Annotated in this window: 29 protein-coding genes; 14 read left to right on the plus strand and 15 right to left on the minus strand. The window is 69.0% G+C overall.

Annotated elements, in window-relative coordinates; genetic code table 11:
• The first annotated feature begins 50 nt into the window (after positions 1 to 50).
• The 3 genes from BM349_RS15210 (at position 51) to BM349_RS15220 (ending at position 2,439) form a co-directional block, all read left to right on the plus strand.
• Entirely contained in the window at positions 51 to 374 is a 324-nt protein-coding gene (locus BM349_RS15210) for a DUF3467 domain-containing protein (protein WP_091707913.1), read from the plus strand.
• A gap of 266 nt (positions 375 to 640) precedes the next feature.
• A complete protein-coding gene (locus tag BM349_RS15215) occupies positions 641 to 1,177 on the plus strand; it encodes a hypothetical protein (RefSeq protein WP_091707915.1) in 537 nt (178 codons plus the stop codon).
• Entirely contained in the window at positions 1,174 to 2,439 is a 1,266-nt protein-coding gene (locus tag BM349_RS15220) for a type III PLP-dependent enzyme (protein WP_091707917.1), read from the plus strand. Before BM349_RS15215 ends, BM349_RS15220 begins: the two co-directional genes overlap by 4 nt.
• A 3-nt stretch (positions 2,440 to 2,442) precedes the next feature.
• On the opposite strand, the gene upp is transcribed toward BM349_RS15220, so the two are convergent.
• Entirely contained in the window at positions 2,443 to 3,075 is a 633-nt protein-coding gene (gene upp, locus BM349_RS15225) for a uracil phosphoribosyltransferase (protein ID WP_091707919.1), read from the minus strand.
• Positions 3,076 to 3,160: 85 nt separating this feature from the next.
• Here upp and BM349_RS15230 point away from each other — a divergent pair, with 85 nt between their 5' ends.
• Positions 3,161 to 3,592 carry a nucleoside deaminase gene (locus tag BM349_RS15230; protein ID WP_091709404.1) on the plus strand — a complete coding sequence of 144 codons (432 nt, stop codon included), beginning with the start codon at positions 3,161 to 3,163 and terminating at the stop codon, positions 3,590 to 3,592.
• An 82-nt stretch (positions 3,593 to 3,674) separates the two neighbouring features.
• Positions 3,675 to 4,421: a DUF2306 domain-containing protein gene (locus BM349_RS15235; RefSeq protein ID WP_091707921.1), complete on the plus strand. Its 747-nt coding sequence runs from the start codon at positions 3,675 to 3,677 to the stop codon at positions 4,419 to 4,421.
• 9 nt (positions 4,422 to 4,430) lie between these two features.
• Here the strand turns inward: BM349_RS15235 and BM349_RS15240 are convergent, their stop codons facing one another.
• The 5 genes from BM349_RS15240 to BM349_RS15260 all read right to left on the minus strand — a co-directional run bounded on the left by BM349_RS15240 (position 4,431) and on the right by BM349_RS15260 (position 8,727).
• Positions 4,431 to 5,360, minus strand: a complete 930-nt coding sequence (locus tag BM349_RS15240; protein WP_091707924.1) for an LLM class F420-dependent oxidoreductase — start codon at positions 5,358 to 5,360, stop codon at positions 4,431 to 4,433.
• Between the two features lie 30 nt (positions 5,361 to 5,390).
• On the minus strand, positions 5,391 to 6,356 hold the full coding sequence (locus tag BM349_RS15245) for a cation diffusion facilitator family transporter (protein ID WP_091707926.1): 966 nt from the start codon (positions 6,354 to 6,356) through the stop codon (positions 5,391 to 5,393).
• A 52-nt stretch (positions 6,357 to 6,408) separates the two neighbouring features.
• Positions 6,409 to 7,521, minus strand: a complete 1,113-nt coding sequence (locus BM349_RS15250; protein ID WP_091707928.1) for an alpha/beta fold hydrolase — start codon at positions 7,519 to 7,521, stop codon at positions 6,409 to 6,411.
• A 128-nt stretch (positions 7,522 to 7,649) separates the two neighbouring features.
• On the minus strand, positions 7,650 to 8,324 hold the full coding sequence (locus BM349_RS15255) for an SRPBCC domain-containing protein (protein WP_091707930.1): 675 nt from the start codon (positions 8,322 to 8,324) through the stop codon (positions 7,650 to 7,652).
• Position 8,325: 1 nt separating this feature from the next.
• Positions 8,326 to 8,727, minus strand: a complete 402-nt coding sequence (locus tag BM349_RS15260; RefSeq protein WP_091707932.1) for an ArsR/SmtB family transcription factor — start codon at positions 8,725 to 8,727, stop codon at positions 8,326 to 8,328.
• A 68-nt stretch (positions 8,728 to 8,795) separates the two neighbouring features.
• On the opposite strand from BM349_RS15260, the gene proC reads away from it, so the two are divergent.
• On the plus strand, positions 8,796 to 9,641 hold the full coding sequence (gene proC / locus BM349_RS15265; RefSeq protein WP_091709406.1) for a pyrroline-5-carboxylate reductase: 846 nt from the start codon (positions 8,796 to 8,798) through the stop codon (positions 9,639 to 9,641).
• A 94-nt stretch (positions 9,642 to 9,735) separates the two neighbouring features.
• Here proC and BM349_RS15270 read toward each other — a convergent pair whose 3' ends face one another.
• Both BM349_RS15270 and BM349_RS15275 read right to left on the minus strand, forming a co-directional pair.
• A complete protein-coding gene (locus tag BM349_RS15270) occupies positions 9,736 to 10,407 on the minus strand; it encodes a potassium channel family protein (protein WP_091707934.1) in 672 nt (223 codons plus the stop codon).
• On the minus strand, positions 10,400 to 11,884 hold the full coding sequence (locus tag BM349_RS15275) for a TrkH family potassium uptake protein (RefSeq protein WP_091707936.1): 1,485 nt from the start codon (positions 11,882 to 11,884) through the stop codon (positions 10,400 to 10,402). The genes BM349_RS15270 and BM349_RS15275 overlap by 8 nt, the downstream gene beginning before the upstream one ends.
• Before the next feature lie 76 nt (positions 11,885 to 11,960).
• Here BM349_RS15275 and BM349_RS15280 point away from each other — a divergent pair, with 76 nt between their 5' ends.
• Complete coding sequence (locus BM349_RS15280) at positions 11,961 to 12,371, plus strand: ArsR/SmtB family transcription factor (RefSeq protein WP_091707938.1); 411 nt, start codon at positions 11,961 to 11,963, stop codon at positions 12,369 to 12,371.
• 22 nt (positions 12,372 to 12,393) lie between these two features.
• Here the strand turns inward: BM349_RS15280 and BM349_RS15285 are convergent, their stop codons facing one another.
• The 3 genes from BM349_RS15285 to BM349_RS15295 all read right to left on the minus strand — a co-directional run bounded on the left by BM349_RS15285 (position 12,394) and on the right by BM349_RS15295 (position 14,568).
• On the minus strand, positions 12,394 to 12,747 hold the full coding sequence (locus tag BM349_RS15285) for a hypothetical protein (protein ID WP_091707940.1): 354 nt from the start codon (positions 12,745 to 12,747) through the stop codon (positions 12,394 to 12,396).
• An 88-nt stretch (positions 12,748 to 12,835) separates the two neighbouring features.
• A complete protein-coding gene (locus BM349_RS15290) occupies positions 12,836 to 13,648 on the minus strand; it encodes an ABC transporter permease (protein WP_091707942.1) in 813 nt (270 codons plus the stop codon).
• Complete coding sequence (locus tag BM349_RS15295; protein WP_091707944.1) at positions 13,645 to 14,568, minus strand: ATP-binding cassette domain-containing protein; 924 nt, start codon at positions 14,566 to 14,568, stop codon at positions 13,645 to 13,647. Before BM349_RS15295 ends, BM349_RS15290 begins: the two co-directional genes overlap by 4 nt.
• A gap of 81 nt (positions 14,569 to 14,649) precedes the next feature.
• On the opposite strand from BM349_RS15295, the gene BM349_RS15300 reads away from it, so the two are divergent.
• The 5 genes from BM349_RS15300 (at position 14,650) to BM349_RS15320 (ending at position 16,770) form a co-directional block, all read left to right on the plus strand.
• On the plus strand, positions 14,650 to 15,594 hold the full coding sequence (locus BM349_RS15300) for a TetR/AcrR family transcriptional regulator (RefSeq protein WP_254773932.1): 945 nt from the start codon (positions 14,650 to 14,652) through the stop codon (positions 15,592 to 15,594).
• Between the two features lie 89 nt (positions 15,595 to 15,683).
• On the plus strand, positions 15,684 to 15,875 hold the full coding sequence (locus BM349_RS15305) for a helix-turn-helix domain-containing protein (protein WP_091707949.1): 192 nt from the start codon (positions 15,684 to 15,686) through the stop codon (positions 15,873 to 15,875).
• 140 nt (positions 15,876 to 16,015) lie between these two features.
• Positions 16,016 to 16,114, plus strand: a complete 99-nt coding sequence (locus BM349_RS15310; RefSeq protein WP_003792170.1) for a 30S ribosomal protein bS22 — start codon at positions 16,016 to 16,018, stop codon at positions 16,112 to 16,114.
• A gap of 102 nt (positions 16,115 to 16,216) precedes the next feature.
• The gene (locus BM349_RS15315; protein ID WP_091707951.1) at positions 16,217 to 16,510 is read left to right on the plus strand and encodes a rhodanese-like domain-containing protein; all 294 of its coding nucleotides are present in this window, start codon (positions 16,217 to 16,219) and stop codon (positions 16,508 to 16,510) included.
• Positions 16,507 to 16,770, plus strand: a complete 264-nt coding sequence (locus BM349_RS15320; RefSeq protein ID WP_091707953.1) for a glutaredoxin family protein — start codon at positions 16,507 to 16,509, stop codon at positions 16,768 to 16,770. Before BM349_RS15315 ends, BM349_RS15320 begins: the two co-directional genes overlap by 4 nt.
• 1 nt (position 16,771) lies before the next feature.
• Here the strand turns inward: BM349_RS15320 and BM349_RS15325 are convergent, their stop codons facing one another.
• From BM349_RS15325 to aspS, 3 genes are all read right to left on the minus strand, one after another.
• A complete protein-coding gene (locus BM349_RS15325) occupies positions 16,772 to 16,954 on the minus strand; it encodes a YegP family protein (RefSeq protein ID WP_091707957.1) in 183 nt (60 codons plus the stop codon).
• Between the two features lie 80 nt (positions 16,955 to 17,034).
• Positions 17,035 to 17,856 (minus strand): tyrosine-protein phosphatase, encoded by an 822-nt coding sequence (locus tag BM349_RS15330; RefSeq protein WP_091707959.1) that lies wholly within the window; start codon positions 17,854 to 17,856, stop codon positions 17,035 to 17,037.
• Complete coding sequence (gene aspS, locus BM349_RS15335; protein ID WP_091707961.1) at positions 17,853 to 19,196, minus strand: aspartate--tRNA(Asn) ligase; 1,344 nt, start codon at positions 19,194 to 19,196, stop codon at positions 17,853 to 17,855. Before aspS ends, BM349_RS15330 begins: the two co-directional genes overlap by 4 nt.
• A gap of 45 nt (positions 19,197 to 19,241) precedes the next feature.
• Between aspS and BM349_RS15340 the strand changes: the two genes are divergently transcribed.
• Positions 19,242 to 19,679, plus strand: a complete 438-nt coding sequence (locus BM349_RS15340; RefSeq protein ID WP_254773933.1) for a DUF6264 family protein — start codon at positions 19,242 to 19,244, stop codon at positions 19,677 to 19,679.
• Between the two features lie 67 nt (positions 19,680 to 19,746).
• The gene (locus tag BM349_RS15345; RefSeq protein WP_091707963.1) at positions 19,747 to 20,292 is read left to right on the plus strand and encodes a DUF4287 domain-containing protein; all 546 of its coding nucleotides are present in this window, start codon (positions 19,747 to 19,749) and stop codon (positions 20,290 to 20,292) included.
• A 4-nt stretch (positions 20,293 to 20,296) separates the two neighbouring features.
• On the opposite strand, the gene BM349_RS15350 is transcribed toward BM349_RS15345, so the two are convergent.
• Positions 20,297 to 21,286, minus strand: a complete 990-nt coding sequence (locus tag BM349_RS15350) for a helix-turn-helix domain-containing protein (protein ID WP_368086681.1) — start codon at positions 21,284 to 21,286, stop codon at positions 20,297 to 20,299.
• Between the last annotated feature and the right edge of the window lie 31 nt (positions 21,287 to 21,317).

Raw genomic sequence — 21,317 nt, forward strand, 5'->3', positions numbered from 1 at the left:
GGCGCACGGGCCGCCGCGTAGACTCGCGCCAACGATCAAGGAGGTAGCTGATGTCCGACGAACGCCAGTTCGAGATCGATCTGCCTCCCGACCTGATCGCCGGTGCCTACGCCGACTTCGCGAACGTGTGGCACACCCCGACCGTGTTCATCATGGACTTCCTGACGCTGGCCAAGCCGCCCAGCGAAGTCGTCGACGCCGAGACCGGCGAACGGCGCACGATCGTCCCGGCGCGAGTGGTGAGCCGGGTGCGCATCCCGCCCGAGCAGGTCTTCGAACTCGCGAAGGCGCTCACGCAGCAGCTCGAGTTCTGGGAGCAGGAGACCGGACGCCGCCCTCCGACCAGTCCTGTCCTCGACGGCGAAGGGGTGTGACTCGGGTCCGATCCCGGGAGCCGTAGACGGCTCGTCGCGCCGTGTCAACCCCGTTGGGTCTGTCCGTGCGTCGACATAGCCTGGCGGAGCGTCCCAGTAAAAGGCGCGGGCCGCGGCATCCGTTCGGCGAGGGGTGGATGCCGCGGCCGTCTGCATCCGAGGCGCTCGACTGACCGCGTGCGATGGACAGCCGGTGGGCGCTCTCCGCCGACTTTTCGTATCAGCGGGCGCCGTCCGCTCTCTCTCATCGGGAGAGGGAGTGTGACATGAGCACAATCGCAGCCGACCAGGACATCGCCGTCACCGCGGACGCCGCGACCGACGAGGCCGAGACGCCAAAGCGCCGCGGACTCGTCTTCTGGATCGTCCGGTATCTTCCCGCGGAGATCGTCGGCACCGCCGCCATGGTGCTCGCCGGTATGACGGTCACGATCTGGACCGACGCTCCCGCCCTCATCGCGATCGCCGCCGTCCTCGGCGAGAGCGTCGGCTTCTACATCGTCCTCGCGATCACGATCTACGCCGAGCAGGCAGCCGTATCACCGAACTGGCGTCGGGCGATCGTCCGCACGTTCCTGCTCCTGATCGCCGAGTTCGGACCCGCCGAGCTGCTCGACACGCTGCTGATCCGGCCTGCGGCACTCATGCTCGGCGTCTGGCTCCTGCCTGACCCGATGTGGGGCCTGCTCGCCGGCAAGGTGTTCGCCGACGTCATCTTCTACGCGATCGCGGCGGGCGCATTCACGATCACGGCCAAGACCGGGCTGCGTGACGGCCGGCGATCCCGGGAGCAGAAGCCATGAGCATCCCGCCGACGCGTCGCGACGCACGCGCCGCCCGCACGATCCGCGACATCCGCCGCGACGAGAGCGCGGCGATGGTGACCTCCGACATCGCGCAGGCGGCGATCGCCCTGCACGGCACGCCCGTGCTGCTGCTGGATCCCGAACGCGTTCGGCGGCAGTACCGCCGGCTGACCGCTGCGCTTCCCTTCGTCCGCTTCCACTACGCGGTCAAGGCGCTCTCTCATGACGCCGTGATCTCGGCGCTGGCCGACGAGGGCTGCGGCTTCGACGTCGCGACCGGCGAAGAGCTCGCCCTGCTCGACGGTGTCGGGCGTGAGCGCATCATCCACACCCATCCGATCAAGAAGCCGTCCGAGATCGCCGAGGCGCTCGCCGAGGGCGTCCGAACCTTCGTCATCGACAATGAGGTCGAGCTGGAGAAGTTCGCCGGCGCCCCCGGCGACGTGCGCCTGCTGGTGCGCCTCGCCTACCGCAGCCCCGGCGCCAAGAGCGATCTGTCCTCCAAATTCGGCGTCGGACCGTTCGAGGCGGCGCATCTGATCGAACGGGCGATCGCCCGCGGCATCCGGGTCGGCGGTTTCAGCTTCCATGTCGGCAGTCAGCTCGACGACCCCGCGCGGTTCGCCGCCGCGATCTCCGAGACCCTTGCGCTGATGGACAGCCTCGAGTCGGCCCTCGACATCCGTTTCGAGACCCTCGACATCGGCGGGGGATTCCCGGTCGGGTACGACTCGGCGGTCACGTCGCTCGAGGAACTCGCCGCAGTGATCCGTCCCCTGCTCGAGCCGCGCGCCCGACGCATCCAGATCATCGCCGAACCCGGCCGCATCATGGTCGCGGAGGCGATGACCCTGGTCACGAGCGTCGTCGGCATCGCCGAACGCGGAGACGGTCGCTGGTACTACATCGACGACGGACTCTACGGCTCGTACTCGAACGTCCTCACCGAGGACGTGCATCCGCTCATCTTCTCCGAGCGGGAGCTGGCCGGTCGCGATTCGGACGCCGCGACGCACCGCTGGGCGACACTCGGCGGTCCGACCTGCGACTCGACGGACGTCATCGCCCGCGAGGCGCTGCTCCCCGACCTCGGGGTCGGCGACCTGCTGGTCAGCCCGGTCATGGGCGCCTACACCGCTGTCACCTCGACGAGGTTCAACGGGCGCTCTGCGACTCCGATCGCGGTCGTCGGTCAGGGCGCCCGCACGGGCGAGCTCATCGCGGTCGAACCGCGAACCCCGGTGCCGCTGCTGGTGTGAGCCTCAGACCGTGCCGTAGAGGCGGTCGCCTGCGTCGCCGAGCCCGGGGACGATGTACCCCTTCTCGTTGAGTCGCTCGTCGAGCGCCCCGAGCACCAGCGTCACGTCGCGGCCTTCCACCTGCTTCTCGATCGCGGCAACACCCTCGGGCGCGCCGAGCAGGCAGATCGCGGTGACGTCGCGCGCACCGCGCCGGAACAGGAAGTCCATCGCCGCCCCCAGCGATCCGCCGGTCGCCAGCATCGGGTCGAGCACGAAGCACTGACGGTCGCTGAGGTCGACGGGAAGACGCTCGGCGTACGTCGTCGGCTCGAGGGTCTCCTCGTTGCGCGCCATGCCGAGGAATCCCACCTCTGCGCTGGGCAGGAGCTTGACCATGCCGTCGAGCATGCCCAGCCCGGCGCGCAGGATCGGGACGACGAGCGGCCGCGGCTCGCTGATCTTGACCCCGATGGTGGTCGTGACCGGCGTGCGGATCTCGTGGGGGCTCACGCGGACGCTGCGCGTCGCCTCGTAGGCCAGGAGCGTGACGAGCTCTTCGGTGAGCTGACGGAACACCGGTGACGGCGTGTTCTCGTCGCGGAGGACCGTGAGCTTGTGGGTGATGAGCGGGTGATCCGCGACGTGCAGGCGCATACGCTCAGGCTAGGGCACCGGGCGGCGACACGCGGGTGCGGGCTACGCTCGCAGGGTGATGCACGACCCCGCCGACCTCTCCGCGATGGCGCGCGCGCTCGAGCTCGCCGAGGCTGCAGGCGAGGCGGGCGACGTTCCAGTCGGCGCCGTGGTGACCGATGCCGCCGGTGCGCCGATCGGTGAGGGTCGCAACCTCCGCGAGCTCACCCACGACCCCACCGCCCATGCAGAGATCGTCGCCCTCCGCGAAGCGGCCGCTGCCCGTGGGTCATGGAACCTCGAGGGCTGCACCCTGGTCGTCACGCTCGAGCCCTGCGTGATGTGCGCGGGCGCGCTGCTGCAGGCTCGCGTGTCGCGACTCGTCTTCGGCGCCTGGGACGAGAAGGCCGGCGCCGCCGGATCGGTCTACGACGTCGTGCGCGACCGGCGGCTGCCCTATCGAGCCGAGGTCGTCGCGGGTGTGGGTGCCGACGAGTCGTCCGCGCTCCTGCACCGCTTCTTCGACGTTCGCCGGTAAGGGTCCCGGGGGTCAGCCGGCCTGGTCATCGGGGGGTCAGCACCCTCCTGCCGGAGCCGCCGCCGTCGCTACCGTGACAGCCATGACCGGTCTCACCGAATCCACTCGCGTATCCTCGCCGGCGCGGCGGACGGGCCGCATCGGTTCGCGGATCGGCTGGACCTGGATCCTGCTGTCCGCGCTCGCGATCGCCGCGCACGCTGCGATTCCGTACTTCACCGCATCCCTGCCTGCACTCGCGGAGCAGGGCGTCGGCGTGGCGGGCAACTACGCCGACCGCGGCCCGCTGATCCAGTCGGCGCTGTACGTGCACATCGCAGGCGGCGCCGTCGCCCTCGTCGTCGGCCCGCTGCAGTTCTGGCGCGGATTGCGCAACCGTATCCCGCGCGTGCACCGCGCCCTCGGCCGGGTGTACCTCGCCGGCGTCGCACTCGGCGGCGCCGCGGGCCTCGTGATCGCCCCCTTCAGTAAGGCGGGATGGGTGGGATTCTTCGGCTTCGGGTCGCTGGCCGTGCTGTGGCTCGTCACCGGATGGCGCGCCTACCGCGCCATCCGCCGCCGGGATGTCGCAAGCCACCAGGCCTGGATGATCCGCAACTATGCGCTCACATACGCCGCCGTCACCCTGCGGATCTGGCTGCCGCTGATGATCATGGCGCCGCTGCTGACCGGCGGACCATTCGACTTCGACGCCGCGTTCGCGAACGCGTACGCGGCTGTTCCGTTCCTGGCCTGGCTGCCCAACCTCGTGGTGGCCGAATGGCTCATCCGCCGACGCGGACTCCCGTCGTACCGCCTTCCCGAACGCGCAGCGCTCCCGGCTGGATGAATCCGCGCCTCAGCGGGGCAGCCGCGGAAGGACCTCGTCGCCGAGGTACGCCGTCTGGTCCAGGTCGCGCATGTCGACGGTCTGGAAGTAGACGCGCTGCGCACCGAGCGCGATCAGGCGCCCGACCTTCGCAATGACCTCATCCGCGTCCCCGCAGACGTTCGTGTCGTTCCGGAACTGCTCGAGGGAGCGTCCGGTCGCTTCGGCGCGCCGGCGCAGGGTCTGCTCGTCCGGCGCGGCGATGGTCGGCAGTGCGACGGAGAGCTTGAGGGTGGCCGGATCGCGGTCGATCCGCTCGCAGGCCGCCCGAACCCGCGCGAACGCCGCAGCGATGTCCGGCTCCGGACGGAACCCGATGTTGAACTCGGTCGCGTAGCGCGCCGCGATCTCGGGGGTGCGATGCGGTCCGTTCCCGCCGACGATGATCGGCACGCGAGCCTGCCGCGGCTTCGGCAGGGCCGGCGCGCCGGTGAGCGTGTAGTGCTGTCCGGCGAAGTCGAACGTCTCGCCGATGGGCGTCGACCACAGTCCGGTCACGATCGCGAGCTGCTCCTCGAACATGCCGAACCGCTTGGCGGGGAAGGGGATGCCGTACGCGCGGTGCTCGGCATCGAACCAGCCCGTGCCCAGCCCGAGTTCGATGCGACCGCCCGACATCTCATCGACCTGCGCGACCTGGATCGCGAGCACCGCGGGCAGGCGATGCGTGGCGGAGGAGACGAGGGTGCCGAGCCGGATACGGGTCGTCTCGCGCGCGAGCCCGGCGAGCGTGGTCCACGCATCCGTCGGCCCGGGCAGCGGGTCGCCGGGCCCCATCCGCATGAAGTGGTCCGATCGGAAGAATCCGTCGAACCCCGCCCGCTCGGTGGCGAGGGCGAACGCCAGCTGCTCCTCGTAGCTGAACCCGCCCTGCGGCTCGGTGAAGGTGCAGTACTCCATCGCCCCAGTCTTCCAGTGCGCGGCGATGCCTCAGTCGACCGAGCGGATAACGACCTCTTCGGTGGGCGGAGTGGGGCTCTCGGTCGCCTGATAGACATCCGGCTCGAAGTAGATCGCCCGGGCGGCCGGCACGGCCTTGCGCACGCGGGCTTCGAGGATGTCGATCTCCGCGGCGACCTCGGCGAGCGGCTTCTGGCCGTCGAAGCCCAGCTTCGCGGCGACCAGCAGCTCATCCGGACCCAGGTAGAGGGTCTTGATGTGGATCAGGTGCTCCACCTCGGGGCCCTGCGTGATCGCCGCGACGATCTTGCGGTGGTCCGCATCGGTAGCACCTTCGCCGACCAGAAGGCTCTTGGTCTCGATGCCGAGGGTGATCGCCACGACGATCAGCAGCGTCCCGATCATCAGCGTGCCGATCGCATCGAACAGCGAGTTGCCGGTGATCGCGGTCAGCCCGACGCCGAGCAGCGCGAACACCAGGCCGATGAGCGCGGCGATGTCCTCGAGGAGGACGACCGGCAGCTCGGGTGCCTTGGCGTGGCGGATGAAACCGACCCACGATTCGCCCTTGGCCCGGACGAGGTTGCTCTCCTTGATCGCCGTGCGCAGCGAGAAGGACTCGAGCGCGATGGCGATGACCAGCACGGTCAGCGGGATCCAGAAGTTCTCCAGCTCGTGCGGGTGGGTGATCTTGTCGATGCCCTCGTAGATCGAGAACAGGCCGCCGACCGAGAAGAGGATGATCGAGACGACGAACGCGTAGACGTACCGTTCGCGACCGTACCCGAACGGATGCTCCTTGTCGGCCTCGCGGCGCGCGCGGCGGCCGCCGAGCAGCAGCAGCAGCTGGTTGCCCGAGTCGGCGACGGAGTGGATCGCTTCGGCGAGCATCGAGGCCGAACCGGAGAAGAACCACGCGACGAACTTCGCGAGGGCGATGCCCATGTTGGCCAGGAACGCGGCGATGATCGCCCTGCCGCCGCCGGATGCACTCATGAAGGCAAGTCTAGGTACCCGCCGACCGGTCGCTCAGCCCGCTGAAGCGTCGTCAGTCGATCGAGGTGATGATGATCGCCTCGGTCTCGGGCGACAGGGCGGGCGGATCGCCGGTGTAGCCGATCACGGAGAGCAGCGCCTGACGGAACTGCACCGGTGCCTCGAGGTGCGGGGAGTGTCCGACGCCCGCGAGGGCCACCTCGGTCACGACGCCTCCCGCCGCGGCGTACGCATCGAGCACGTCACGGGTCTGCGACACCATCTCCTGCGCAGGTGCGACCTCTGCGCCCGGCCAGCCGGGAACGATCTCGAGCTGGCCGAGGAAGTTGAGGTCGTAGAAGGAGGTGTCCGACACGATCGCGTCCACGGTCCCGCGGATCCAGGCGATCGGAGGCTTCTCGGGCAGATCGACGATGCCCGACACGTCGAAGTTGCGCGGCACCATCGTGTTCAGCACTCCGACCGTGCCCGGAGCGAAGCCCGGCCAGTTCTCGCTCGCGACCGCGTCTCCCGGGTAGTTTCCCGTCGCCGTCGAAGTCGTGAGCATCGACTCGAGCCAGACGTCTTCGTGCTCGCTCGAATACCCGGGTGCGACATAGCCGGAGAAGAAGACGCTGCGCGGCGAGGTCGGCGCGTCGTCCGTCGTGTCGCGGTCGATCAGCCGCTGCACGAAGTCGGGATTCGCGCCTCCGCCGCCGCATCCCGCGTCGTCGTCGGTCAGACGGGATCCGTCTCGGCGCGTGCCGCCGAACCCGTACGGCGAGACGGGGGATTGCAGGGTCAGGCTCAGCACGGGATGGTCGAGCGCGTACTGCATGACGACGCCGCCACCCATCGACCAGCCGACCAGATGCGCGGCCGGGATGCCGAGGGCCTCCAGGGTCGCAGCCACGTCGTCGCTGAAGTCGCGGACACCGCGCGTCGCGTCGACGGGCGCATGCTCCGTGCCGCCGAACCCTCGCAGGTCGATGGCGATGACCCGCAGGTCGGCGGGGAGGTCCTGCATGATCTCCTGCCAGAACAGGGAGGAGGACACGTTGCCGTGGATGAGCACGACCGTGCTCTCGGGCGGCGCCTCCGGGTCGTCGCCCACTCGCTCGAGGATGTTGACGTTCAGCCCGGGCGTCTCGATCACGCGTGCGGTGATGCCGTCGAAGAGGGTCATGGGGAGGATCCTTCGCTGTCAACGCGGGGGCGCCGGCGCCCCTGATTCCTCGACTATAGCCCCGGCTGTGAGGCTCCGAACCGGTCGATGCCCGAAGGCTCGGCGGCTCGGATCCGGCCCTGTTCCCGTCAGTGTTCGGGCATCTCCGTCGGCGTCTGGCCGGTGTAGAACATGTAGGTCGCATCGGCCGCGCTCCGGGCACCCTCGGGGTCGTCGCCCGCCGCGATCTGCGCCGCCGCCCAGCTGTCGGCGGCACCTCGCGCGAACCTCATGCCCTCGTCGCTGAGCATCCAGGCCTCGGCGGCGTCAGGCGGGATCTGCCCGTCGCCGCGCAGATGCAGTGCGAGGCCGAGCAGGCCCTGGTCCCAGCCGACACCGGTCGCGCCGGGGCCGTACAGCTCCCAGAATCCTTCGGGCAGGTCGGCGGCACGAGCGATGTGGGTCAGCTCGAAGCGGGTCGAGTCGGTGTCGACCGAGCTCAGCGCCACCTCGAGCCACGACACCCCGCCGCCGTACTCCCACGTCACCCGGTAGCCTGCCGCACCGGCGGCGGGTGGGGAGCACTCCTCGACGACTCCGCCGGCATTGCCGACGAGCTGGTATCGCCCGCCGAGACGCAGGTCGCCCTCAACGGGCAGGAACCACCGTGCGATGCGGTCGCCGTCGGTCGCGGCATCCCACACGTCCGCGATCGGCGACGGGTACACCTGCGCAAGCGTCTGGACGCGGGTGAGCTCGCCGTCTTTCTCTGCGGCCTGCACGCCGCGGATGACTGCGTCCAGCTGTTCGTTCACATCGACCATGTCACTTCTCCTCTGGATTCTCGGTCGGGCTGGTGGGGTCGTCTTCGTGGTCGGCCGGCTCTGCGCTCTCCGCATCGATGCGTCGCCGGCGCCTGCCGCGGGCGAGCTCCGTGCCGAGCGCATCGAGGTGCGGCTGCCAGAAACGGCGGAACGGATCGAACCAGGCGTCGGCCGCCTCCAGCGGCGCCGGGTCCACGGCGTACAGCCGCTTCGTGCCGAGCGCCCGGACCGTCGCGAATCCCGCTTCCCGGAGGACGCGGAGGTGCTGCGAGACCGCCGGCTGCGAGATGCCGAACTCTCCCCGGATCTGGTCGCCCACCTCGCCGGCGCTGATCTCGCCGTCGGCGAGCAGCTCGAGGATGCGCCGGCGGACCGGATCTCCGAGGATGTCCAACGCATGCACAACATCATCTTTGCGTGATCACTTATATAAGTCAAGATTGAAGGAATGACGATCGTAAGATGATCGCCATGCCCGAAGACTTCGTCGCCCTCCCGCCCATCGCGATCATCGGAGCCGGTTCCATGGGCGGTGCGATCCTCCAGGGGCTCGTACGATCGGGCCTCGCCGGGTCCGGCGTCACGGTCACCAATCGCACCCGGGCGAAAGCGGATGCGCTCGCGGAGCTCGACGGGGTGACCAGCATCGCGTTGGAGGAGCGCGCCGACGGCAACGCCGAGGCGGCGGCATCCGCTCGCGTCGTGCTCATCGGGGTCAAGCCCGCGATGGTCCCCGACCTGTTGCGCGAACTCGCGGCGCACCTCGCCCCCGGCGCGATCGTCGTCAGCCTGGCGGCCGGTGTGACCATCGACACGTTCGAGTCGATCCTCGGGCCCGACGTCGCAGTCCTGAGGTCCATGCCCAACACGCCGGCTGTCGTCGGTGCCGCAGTCACGGGTCTCGCCGCCGGGAGCGCCGCGTCGCAGGCCGATGTCGCGATCGTCCGCGCGCTGTTCGAAACGGTGGGGACCGTGATCGAGGTGCCGGAATCCGAGATCGATGCGCTCTCCACGATCTCGGGGTCGGGTCCGGCCTACTTCTTCCTGCTCGTGGAGGAGCTGACCAAGGCTGCGGTCGGCAAGGGCTTCGCCGAAGCGGACGCGCGTGTGATGGCCGAGCAGACCTTCATCGGCGCGGCCGCACTCCTGCGGGCGTCCGGGGAGGACCCGGCCGAGCTGCGACGACGCGTCACGAGTCCCAAGGGAACGACCGAGCGCGCGATCGCGGTGCTGCAGGAGGCCCGCATCGACGAGGTCTTCGCCGAGGCGACGGATGCCGCGCTCGCGCGTGCGAAGGAGATGGCCGCCGGCGGCTGAGCCCGCCCACCGCGAGACCGCATCGGGAGGCCGAGAGTGCGGCGGCCACCCGCAGTCTCGTCCACCGACTGCAGTCTCGCGGCCGGGGCTCGGACTAACGGTCGAGCGAGGCGAACCTCTCGATGTCGCTGTTCGTGCCCGACACGATGATCAGGTCGTGGTTGGTCACGATGGTGTTGGCCTCGGCATAGCGGAAGGGCTTGCCCGGGCTCTTCACGCCCACGACGGTCACGTTGTACTTGGATCGGACGCCCGACTCGTTCAGGCCCACGCCGCGGATGAACTTCGGGGGGTACATCTTCGCGATCGCGAAGTCGTCGTCGAACCGGATGAAATCCAGCATCCGTCCGCTCACGAGGTGGGCGACGCGCTCACCGGCTTCGCGCTCCGGGTAGATCACGTGATTGGCGCCGACCCGGGCGAGGATCTTGCCGTGCGACTGCGAGACCGCCTTGGCCCAGATCTGCGGCACCTTCAGGTCGACGAGGTTGGCGGTGATCAGGACGGACGCCTCGATCGACGAGCCGACCGCGACGACAGCGACCTGGAAGTCGCCCGCGCCCACCTGCTTGAGCGCGTCGATGTTCTTGGCGTCGGCCTGCACCGTGTGCGTCACCCGCTCCGACCACTTCTGCACGAGGTCGAGGCTCTCGTCGATCGCGAGCACCTCGCGCTCGAGCCTGTCGAGCTCGCCCGCACAGGCGGCGCCGAATCGCCCGAGACCGATCACCAGGACAGGAGCATCGCCCCTGATTCGCTCAACCAACGATCGGCCTTTCCACGGGCAGCGAGTAGAGCTGCGAACGGGATGTCGCGGCCACGGCCGCGGCGAGTGTCACTGTACCAATGCGTCCCATGAAGATGGTCAGCGCCATCACGTACACCGCGGGGTCGGCGAGCTCCGCGGTCAGGCCCGTCGACAGGCCCACCGTGCCGAAGGCGGAGATGACGTCGAAGAGCACGTCAGAGACGTCCGCCTGACTGATCTGCGCGATCGTGATCGTCGACAGTGCGCAGATCGTGGCGCCCCATGCGACGACCGACAGCGCGACGCGCTGCACGTCGCTCGGGATGCGGCGCCCGAACGACTCGACCGACTGACGGCCCTTCGCCTCGGAGATGACGGCGAGGGCGAGCACGGCCAGGGTGGTCACCTTGATGCCGCCGGCCGTCGAGGCCGAGCCTCCTCCGACGAACATGAGCATGGAGCCGACCACGAGTGATGAGCCGTGCAGTTCGCCGATGTCGACGACGGAGAATCCGCCCGACCGCGTCATGGCGGACAGGAAGAACGCCTGGAACGTCGTGTCCCATGCGCTCATGGATCCGAAGGTCTTCGGGTTGTTGTATTCGAGGATGAGGAAGGCGGCGGCCCCGGCGACGAACAGCAGCACGGTCGTGATGAGGGTGAGCTTCGCGTGCAGCGTCCAGCGCCGCACGTGCCAGTAGTGCTTCCAGAGTGTGTAGATGACCGGGAATCCGATCGATCCGAGGAAGACGCCCATCATCAGGATCGTGAGCATGAGGTAGTCGTCTGCGAACGGCACGAGTCCACCCGGATTCGGTGTGAAGCCCGTGTTCGTGAACGACATCGCCGCGTAGAACGGGGCTTCCCACAGTGCATCGAGGGGCGAGATGCCGCCGAGGATCAGCGCGGGGTACAGCAGTAGCGCGATGACCCCCTCGATCACGAGCGTGGACAGCGCCACCGTGCGAAGCAGCTGTCCGACTTCGCCGAGTCGGACCGTCTGCCCCTCGTTGACCGGGCCGCCGTGCGAGCGCAGCGGGTTGGTGTCGCTCGCGGCTATGAGCTTGGCCCGCAGGCCGAGGCGCTTGGAGATCACCAGGCCGAGGATCGAAGCGAGGGTGAGCACGCCCATTCCGCCGATGTTCACGCCGACGAAGATGATCCCCTTGCCGAGCGGTGAGAACGTCGTCGCGACGTCCACGGTCGACAGACCGGTGACGCAGATCGTCGAGACCGCAGTGAAGAGCGCGTCCGCGAACGACAGGCGCTCGCTCGAGGTGGTCGCAGCCGGCAGCGACAGCAGGGCGGTGAACAGGAGGATCAGCGTGACGAACACGGCGACCGCGAAACGTGCGGGGGAGGAGGTCGTGCGTGAGCGCACGTAGTCGAACGCGCGTCGCGGACCGCTCCGCAGAACGAACGGCGACCGGTCCTCGTCGGAGGACGAAGCGCCGCGCCGACCCCGACCAGCGGTGACGCGCCTGCCGTCCGACATGCACTTCTCCCTGCTGCGGCCCTCTGGCGGAACGTCCATCATGGTACTCCGGCGGGCGCGCGGCTAACCTAAGCACATGGCGGACATCTTCGACGTGATTGCGGACGGCACCCGTCGCGACATCCTGCAGCTCCTGCTCGATCGCTCCTCCGCCGGGGAACGCGGAACGAGCGTCTCGCACATCGTCCAGCAGCTCGGCGTGAGTCAGCCCACGGTCTCCAAGCACCTCAAGGTGCTGCGCGAGGCACAGCTCGTGTCGGTGCGCGAGGAGGGTCAGCATCGCTACTACAGCCTGTCCTCGGCGCCGCTCGATGAGATCGACGACTGGCTGATCCCGTTCCTCGACGACGGGATGGACGACTCCGAGTTCGCCGGCGCTTCCACGCTGCCCGACTCGGCCGCCCACGCCGCCGATGTGGTCGGTCGGGCCGCGGCATCGGCGAAGTATGCGGTCGCGAACGCGCTGAAGAAGCTGCCCGGCCGCTGAGCCGGGCCGGAGCCCGGATCCGCTACGAGTTCGGAGTGGGTGTCGGGGTCGCGGTGTCGTCGTCGCCCTCGTCAGGCCCGTCGCGGTGCTGCGGCGGAGTTCCACGGTCGGGTCCCTGACGAGGTTCGCCACCCCACTGGCGTTCGCCGTCCTGCCACTGCTGGCCCGGACCGACCTGCGAGACGAACAGTCCGCCGCGGTGGATGCCACTCAGGACCAGCCCGGTCGCCAGGCCGCCGCCGAAGGTCAGGCCGAGCACCAGCACTCCTCCGACTGCGATCGCTGCGATCAGCCATCCTCGCGACACTCGCGTGTCCCGTGGCACCTCCACCGGTTCCGCAGTGCCCGGATCACGTTCCACCCCGTCGTTCGACATGCCCCGAGGGTGGCCTCGCACTTCAGGAATGTCGTATGCCGTGGTTGTGGATCCGCTGGGAATCCGCCGTCGGCGGGGCGCCCGGCCGCTATCGTCGCCCGGCCTTGCGCCGGAACAGCCACGCGCCCCACGCGACGGAGACGAGCAGGATGCCGAGGCACCACCCCAGCGCCCACAGCGGCTCGGACCCGAGGGGCAGACCGAACAGCAGGCCGCGGATCGTCTCGATGATCGGGGTGATCGGCTGGTTCTCGGCGATCCACTGCAGCCAGGACGGCATCGTGTCGACGGGGACGAACGCGCTCGAGAGGTAGGGAAGGAACAGGATGATGAACCCGTAGCCGCTCGCAGCCTCGGCGCTGCCGGCGGCCAGGCCGATCGCGGCGAACAGATACGTGATCGTCAGGATGTACAGGGCGATCACGCCGATCGCCGCCACCCAGCCCCACAGGCCTGCCGTCGGGCGGAAGCCGACGAGCAGTGCGACGCCGATCACCACACCGGTCGCCAGCAGGTTGCGCACCAGGCTCGAGATGACGTGGCCGGTCAGCACGGCGCCGCTGCGCAGCGGCATCGTGCGGAATCGGTCGATGATGCCGGTCTGCAGATCCCTCGCGACGTAGACCGCCGTCGAGGCGGCGCCGAAGCCCGCGCACAGCAGGATGATGCCGGGCACCACGTAGTCGACGTAGCCCCCGTTCGGATCGATCGCACCGCCGAACACGAAGGTGAACAGCAGCATGAGCACGACGGGCAGCATGATCGCCATGAGCAGCGACTCCCCGTCCCGGAGGGAGTGCAGAAGGCTCCGCTTCACGAAGACCGACTCGGCGGTGAATCCCGTGATCCGGGGACGGATGCCGGTGGCCCCGGTGCGGGTGTCAAGGGTTGCGGTGGTCATCGCTGCTCCTGGAGGGTCTGCGTGCGCGTGTCCGCCTTCTCGGGCGGATCCGTGGTCGCACCGGGCGTGGTGAGGGAGAGGAACACGTCGTCCAGACTCGGGCGTCGGAGCGCGACGGTGCCTTCCGCGCCGGACTCGTCGAGCACGTCGAGTGCCCGCCGCAATCCCGACACCGTCCCGTCGGTCGGGACCTCGTGCAGCAGTGCTCCGGAGTGCGAGCGAAGCTCCACCGTCTCTCCGCCGAGGCGCCCCTTGAGCTCCTCGGGGGTGCCCGTGGCCGCGATGCGTCCGCCGTCGATCACGGCGATCCGGTCGGCGAGGCGATCGGCCTCTTCGAGGTACTGCGTGGTCAGCAGCACGGTCGTGCCGGCATCCGCGAGTCCACGGATGACGTCCCACAACTCGCGCCGGCTCCGGGTGTCCAGCCCCGTGGTCGGCTCGTCGAGGAACAGCACGGCCGGCGTGACGACGAAACTGAGTGCCAGGTCCAGACGGCGCCGCATGCCCCCGGAGTAGGTCGCGACGCGCCGACGCGCGGCATCCATGAGATCGAAGCGCTCGAGGAGCTCGGCGGAACGGCGGTTCGCAGCCGTCGCGCCGAGACCCGAGAGCCGGCCGAGCATCACGAGGTTCTCGGCCCCGGTGAGCACGTCGTCGACGGCAGCCGACTGGCCGGTGAGACTGATCCGCTGCTTCACCTGCTCGGCTTCGCTGACGACGTCGAACCCGGCCACGACCGCCCTGCCCTCGTCGGGGACCACGAGCGTCGTGAGGATGTTGATCGTGGTCGTCTTTCCGGCTCCGTTCGGACCCAGGAGCGCGAACACCTCTCCCGCGGCGACCGTGAAGTCCAGGCCCGACAGCACCCGCTGTCGGCCGAACGACTTGCCGAGGCCGGTGACTTCGATGGCTGACTGCATGTCGACTCCTGACTGTGTACGTGGAAAACTGTTTATGACCGTAACAGACTGTTTACGTAATAAACAGTCCTAGGATGGAGCATGACGAGAGGCGACGCCATGAGCGAGGACGCGGATATCGAGCTGCCGCGAGGCGTCGCGCTGGCGTGGGGAGTGGCCGCCGACCCGCAGCGCGGCCCGAAGCGCGAGATGAGCGTGGAGAAGATCGTCGAGGCCGCGGTCGAGCTCGCGGACGCGGAAGGGCTGGGCGCCGTTTCGATGGCGGCCGTCGCCGCCCGCCTCGGGTACACGCCGATGTCGCTCTATCGCTACGTCAGCGCCAAGGACGATCTCCTCCTGCTCATGCAGGAGGATGCGACTGGGCTTCCGCCCGAGCCGGTCCGCGACGACGGCTGGCGCGCGGGTCTCCAGCTGCTCTTCCACGGCATGCTCGCTTCGTATCTGCGGCATCCGTGGGTGCTCGACATCCCGATCACCGGTTCGCCGATCACGCCGAACAGCTCGGCCTGGATCGAGGCGAGCCTGGTGGTCCTGGCCGAGACGCCGCTCACCCAGGAGGAGCGGGTGGCGGTGACGCTCCTGGTCACCGGACACGCGCGCTGGTACGGCACGGTGATGGCCGGCTACGCCACGCAGGGGCGGACCAGTGGGCTGACGCCGGAGCAGATCACCGCGCGAGAAGCGGCGCTCTTCGATGCGCTCATCTCGGCGGAGGGGTACCCCGCGCTTCGGGCGGCGGTGGACGACGGGGTGTTCGTGTCCGACGCGGATCCCTTCGTGTTCGGCATCGACCGGATCCTGGACGGAGTCGCCGCCTATCTGGACGCCCTCTCGGCGGGAGGAAGGCGCGTCACGCCGGCGCCCTGGACGGTGCTCGAGGACGCTGACGTGGTCGCGGACAAGAAGGTCCGCGAGGCGAAGAAGGCGGTGCGGGATGCCGACAGGGCGCTTCGCGACGCGCGCAAGCTCGAGCGCATCGCCGTCCGCGACGCGCGGGAGCGCAATGCGCGGCATCCGTCCGTCTGAATCATTGTGTTCCCCAGCAGTCACATGGGTTTACACGTGTCGCACCAACCCCATAGTCTGGACTGAGCACGATCCGGGAAGGGGAGATCATGGCGGAGTTGCCTGATGTGCGCTTCCTGACCGTCGCGGAGGTCGCCGACATCATGCGCGTATCGAAGATGACGGTGTATCGACTCGTGCACGCCGGCGAGCTGCCCGCGGTGCGATTCGGCCGCAGCTATCGCGTCCCCGAGTCGGCAGTCACCGAGGCCCTGCAGCGCCCGATCGCCGACGTGGGCTGACGCCGACGCCGACCCAGCGGCCGTTCAAGCGCGGCGGCGCGCCTGATAGACTGCCCAGAGGCATTTTCCGTTCTTGCCGTTCCCGGGCATGACTGCACGCATGTGCAGGTAGCCCAGACCCCGACTTAGTGAGGTTTTCCGTGGGTTCAGTCATCAAGAAGCGCCGCAAGCGCATGGCGAAGAAGAAGCACCGCAAGCTGCTTCGCAAGACTCGCCACCAGCGCCGCAACAAGAAGTAGCGGCACCGACACCGAGCGCCTGTCCGATGGACGGGCGCTTCGTGTTTGCCCGCGCAGAACGCGCGGCGCCACCTGGGTGCGAAGTGCCGTCAGAATAGACGGATGAGAACGATCACCGTCGAGCAGCTCCGTGCGCGTGAGGGAGTGCCCCTCATCGATGTGCGTGAGCCCGATGAATTCGCCGCGGGTCGCGTGCCCGGCGCTGTCAACCTGCCGATGTCGCACATCGGCGAGCGGCTGGACGAGCTGCCCGACGGCGAGTTCGACGTGATCTGCGCGATCGGCGGCCGGTCGGGCCGCGTGGTCGAGGCGCTCGAGGCGCGCGGCTACGACGCGATCAACGTCGAGGGCGGCACGAACGGCTGGATCGCGGCGGGCTTCCCCGTCGAGCGATGACCGAGCTCACCCTGATCGGCAAGCCCGATTGCCACCTGTGCGATGTGGCGCACGACGTCGTCGAGAGTGTGCTCGCCGATCTGCCCGACGACATCGCGGACGCCGTCGACGTGCGCGAGGCGTCGATCGCCGACGATCCGGCGCTCTACGAGCTGTGGTGGGAGAAGATCCCGGTCGTGCTCATCGACGGGCAGCTGCACGGACACTGGCGTGTGTCGCCGGACCGACTGCGCACCGCACTGCTCGACGCCGCGAGCTGACCTACTTCTCGATCTCGACGACCTCCGCGCCCGGAGCGTTGTTCTTGACCGAGTCGATGCCGTTCAGCGCGCTCGCCTTCGACGAATAGCCCTGACTCGTCGCGATGACCTGACCGTTGGATGCCTTGAGATTGAAGCGCCAGTCGCCGCCCTTGTCGGTCCACAGCTCGAACTTGCCCGCCATCTTCCACCCCTTTGCGTCGAGCGGCGACCGCGCCGCTGCGCTCACGCTATCGGGCGAGGGCGTACGGGGAAAGAGGCGTGTCAGCCGGCCAGCCGGGCGCGCAGGGAGGTCAGCTCTGCGTCGCTGAGGCCCCCGCTCCGCAGGTAGGCGGCTGAGCCACCGTGCTCCTGATCGACCCACGCGAGCGCCTGTTCGATCGCCTCGGCCGGGGTGGAGGTCAGCAGCGCGTCGATCGCAGGCGTCAGGGGCACGCCCATCCCCGTGACCATCGAGCGCATCCGGTCGGCCCACGGGCCGGCGAGGTTCGCGCCCGACGCTGCATAGTCCGCGACGATCGCGGTGCGATCGACGCCGACTGCATCGAGGATCAGCGCGACCGCGACACCCGTGCGGTCCTTGCCCGCGGTGCAGTGCACGAGCACCGCCGTCGGCGGATCGGAGGTCGCGGCGCCGACGAGACGGGCCAGGTCGGCGAAGGACGCCGCGCCGTGCTCGAGCATCTCGACATAGAGCTCACCCAGCGCGGGCAGCTGCGACAGCGCGCTCTGGATCGCCGCGGCCGCAGCCTCAGCCGTCGTCGCGGACAGCGCCTGCTGCGCGAAGCCGGTCATCGCGCCTTCGAGCAGGGGCAGCTCGACGGTGCGGAAGGACCGCGTGCCCGGGAGACGGTCGGGCGAGAGCATCCGCTCGGTCGGCGTCCGGAAGTCCGCGATCACGCCGATGTCCGTCGCCGCGAGCTCGTCGATCCCGCGCGGCGTGAGCGTGCCGAGACCCTCGGCGCGATACAGCACTCCGGCTCGCGTGGTGCCGCCGTCGATGAGGGGCATCCCGCCGACGTCGCGGAAGTTCTGGAGGCCGTCGATCGAGATCGGCTGACGCTGAGCGGGCGTCGGGCGGCTCACGGCGCCAGTCGGGTGGGGCCCCGGAACAGGTAGGTGACCTCTCGGATCGAGGACTCGCCCAGCATGAGCATCAGCACGCGCGCGAGGCCCATTCCGAACCCTCCGTGCGGCGGCACGCCGTACCGGAAGAAGTCGAAGTAGAAGTCGAGGTGCTCGGGTTCGAGTCCCTTCTCCTTCGCCTGCTCGATCAGGATGTCGACGCGGTGCTCGCGCTGGGCGCCGGTCGTGATCTCGACGCCGTTGTAGAGGAGGTCGTAGCTCTTCGTCAGCCCGGTCTCGGCATCCCGCATGTGGTAGAACGCCCGGATCTCGTGCGGATAGTCGGTGATGAAGACGAAGTCGTGCCCGTACGTCTCCTTGACGTGCGCGGAGATCTGACGCTCGCCCTCGGGGTCGAGGTCGCCGTCGGTGCGGGGGATCTCATACCCGCGCGCGGTGACGATCTCGTGCGCTTCGGCGAGCGGAATGCGCGGGAACGGGATCGTGGGCGCCGTGACGGTCACGCCGAACAGCTCCTCGATCTCGGCGCCGTGCTTGTCGGCCACCGCACCGATCGCGAAGGCCAGGAGCTCCTCCTGCATGCGGGCGACATCCTCGTGCGAATCGATCCAGCTGATCTCCGCGTCGATGCTCGTGAACTCCGTCGCGTGGCGCGAGGTGAACGAGGGGTCGGCGCGGTACACGTCGCCGATCTCGAAGATCTTGCCGAAGCCGGCCGACTGCGCCATCTGCTTGAAGAACTGCGGGCTCTGGGCGAGGTACGCGGTCTGCTCGCCGAAGTACTCCAGGGCGAACAGTTCGGCGTTGGACTCGGATGCCGAGGCCATGAGCTTCGGCGAGTGGATCTCGATGAAGTCGCGCTCGATCCACCACGTGCGCATCGCGTGCTCGAGGGTCGTCTGCACGCGGAAGATGAGGTTGTTGCGGCGCTGGCGCAGGTCGAGGAAACGCCAGTCCATCCGCTTGTCCTGGGCGCTGTCGGCGGCGATCGGGGTCTCGGGCAGCGCCGCGGCCGCGATGTCGAGATCGCCGACCTTGATCTCCACGCCGCCGAGCTTGACGCGCTCATCGTGCTTGAGTTCGCCGGTCACGGTGAGGAAGGTGCCGGTGGACAGCGCCGAGATCGACTCGGTGAGGGCAAGCGCATCGCTGTTCTGCGGCTCCGCGGCATCGGGGTCGAGGCGGGTGGCCGGATTCACCAGCTGCACCGCGCCGGTCTCGTCGCGGAGGATGACGAACTGCACCTTCTTCTGATCGCGGACGGTCTCCACCCACCCGGACACCGAGACCGGACCGTCGGGAAGGGACTGCAGCTGCTTCACAAGAACGCGTGTACTCACGAGGATCCAGTGTATGTGGGTTCCCCCGGCCCCTAGGATGAGCGCGTGACGACCCCGCCTCCCGCCTACGAGCCTCCGCCGCCCGCATACGGGCCGCCTCCGGCCGCGTCGCCGTACGGCTACGCGGTGGCACCGCCTCCGGGCAAGCGACCGGTGCGGACGTGGGACCTCGTCGTCACGATCATCCTGCTCGTGCTCGACGGCGTGCTCGCGGCGATCATGTCGTTCTTCGGATTCTTCCTCGCGATGGCGGGCGATTCGTGCGGCGCCCGCGACTGCAGCGCCGATTTGATCGCGGTCGGCCTGATGGTGGCGGTCGCTCTTCCGTGGCTTCTCCTGATCATCATCGCCGTCGTCTCGATCGTGCTGCTGGTCAAGCGCCGCATCGCGTTCTGGGTGCCGCTAGTCGGAGGTGTCCTCATCATCGGCTCGTGGTTCGTCGGCGCGGCCATCGCGTCGGCCGGGGTGCCGGGAGCCCTGTAGGGCCCGGCGGGCGCCGCGTCAAGAACCTACAATCCATCGGGCTGCGACGTTCGCTAGCCTGCGACGCATGGACGTGGATGCCGCAACTCAGACGATGATCGACAACATGCCCGCCAAGACCGGCAGGAGTCTCGACGAGTGGTTCGTCGTGGTCGATGCGGCGGGGTTCGCCAAGCACGGCCAGATCATGACGCACCTGAAGTCGGAGTACCGCGTCTCGCACGGCTTCGCCAACCTGATCGCCGCGCGTGCGCTCTCGCGCGGGCTGAGTTCCACCGGCGACGATCTCGTCGAGGCGCAGTACGACGGACGCAAGGCCCCGCTGCGTCCCCTCTACGACCGCCTCGTCGCCGAAGTCTCCGCGTTCGGACCCGATGTGGAGATCGCTCCGAAGAAGACGAGCGTGTCGCTGCGGCGAAGCAAGCAGTTCGCTCTGATCGAGGCGCCCAGCGCCAACCGCCTCCAGCTCGGGATCAATCTGCGCGGCACCGCCCCCACCGACCGCCTTCGTGCGGCGGGCGGCATGTGCACCCATCGGGTCGATGTCGCGTCGGACGCCGAGATCGACGCCGAGCTCATCGCGTGGCTGCACGAGGCCTACGAACAGGCGTGAGAGCTCAGTCCGTCGCGATCGGGAGGTCTTCCAGGGGGACGAAGCTCGCGGAGTCGGGTCCGAACTCCACCACCCGTCGGTAGTACTCCGCGGGCGTCCAGCCGGTGAAGCGGCGGAATGCGCGGATGACGTGCGGCTGATCGGAGAACCCGGATGCCGCGGCGAGGGCGGCCCAGTCCGGCGCGCGCGATCCGTTCATCGCAGCAGTGACGAAGGTGTGGAACCGCCAGATCTGCGCGTACGCCTTCGGTGCGAGCCCGGTCGCCGCGCGGAATCGCGTGATCAGGGTGCGGTGCGAGACTCCCGTGCGGACTGCGAGGTCGCCGATCGCCTGAGCCGGATCGGCCTGGATGGCCGCGACCGCCACATCCACCACGGAGTCCGCAGGACGCGGGGTGCGCCGCGATTCCAGGAATGCGGTCAGGACGCCGAGCGCGTCGTCCGGGGATGCAGAGCGGCGAATGGCCGCTACCAGTTCGTCGATCCCGGTCCACACGGCACGGGCGTCCTGCACACGGCCGGCGAGCTGCGCGGGGTCGGCATCCGTGATCATCGGCAGGCGAGCCGGCAGGATCTCGGCTCCGACGTGGTGGATCGTCGACGGCGACTCGATCACGAGGTACTCGGACTGGACGCCGGAGACGAAGGCATCGGAGACGACGGTGGCCTGCCCGTGCCGATCGAAGAGCCGGTAGGGCTCCGAGAGGTTGACGATCAGGTGGACGGACGGCTGCGGCAGGATCTTCTCGTAGGTGCGCAACCGAGCGGCCTCGAGCATCCACAGCCTCGAGACGATCCCCTCCAGTCCCGCGGGAGGCGGCGGAGCCCCGGGCGGGGCGTGCGTCAGCGAGCCGGGGGTCTGGGGCGGAGCCCCAGAGGGCGCGTGCGTCAGCGAGCCGGGGGTCTGGGGCGGAGCCCCAGAGGGCGCGTGCGTCAGCGAGCCGGGGGTCTGGGGCGGAGCCCCAGAGGGAATCAACCGTTCCACGTACCTCACACGGTCACGCTAGCGCTCACGGCGGGCGCCC

The sequence above is a fragment of the Microbacterium sp. cf046 genome (assembly GCF_900114345.1).
In the GTDB taxonomy this organism is placed as follows: Bacteria; Actinomycetota; Actinomycetes; order Actinomycetales; family Microbacteriaceae; genus Microbacterium.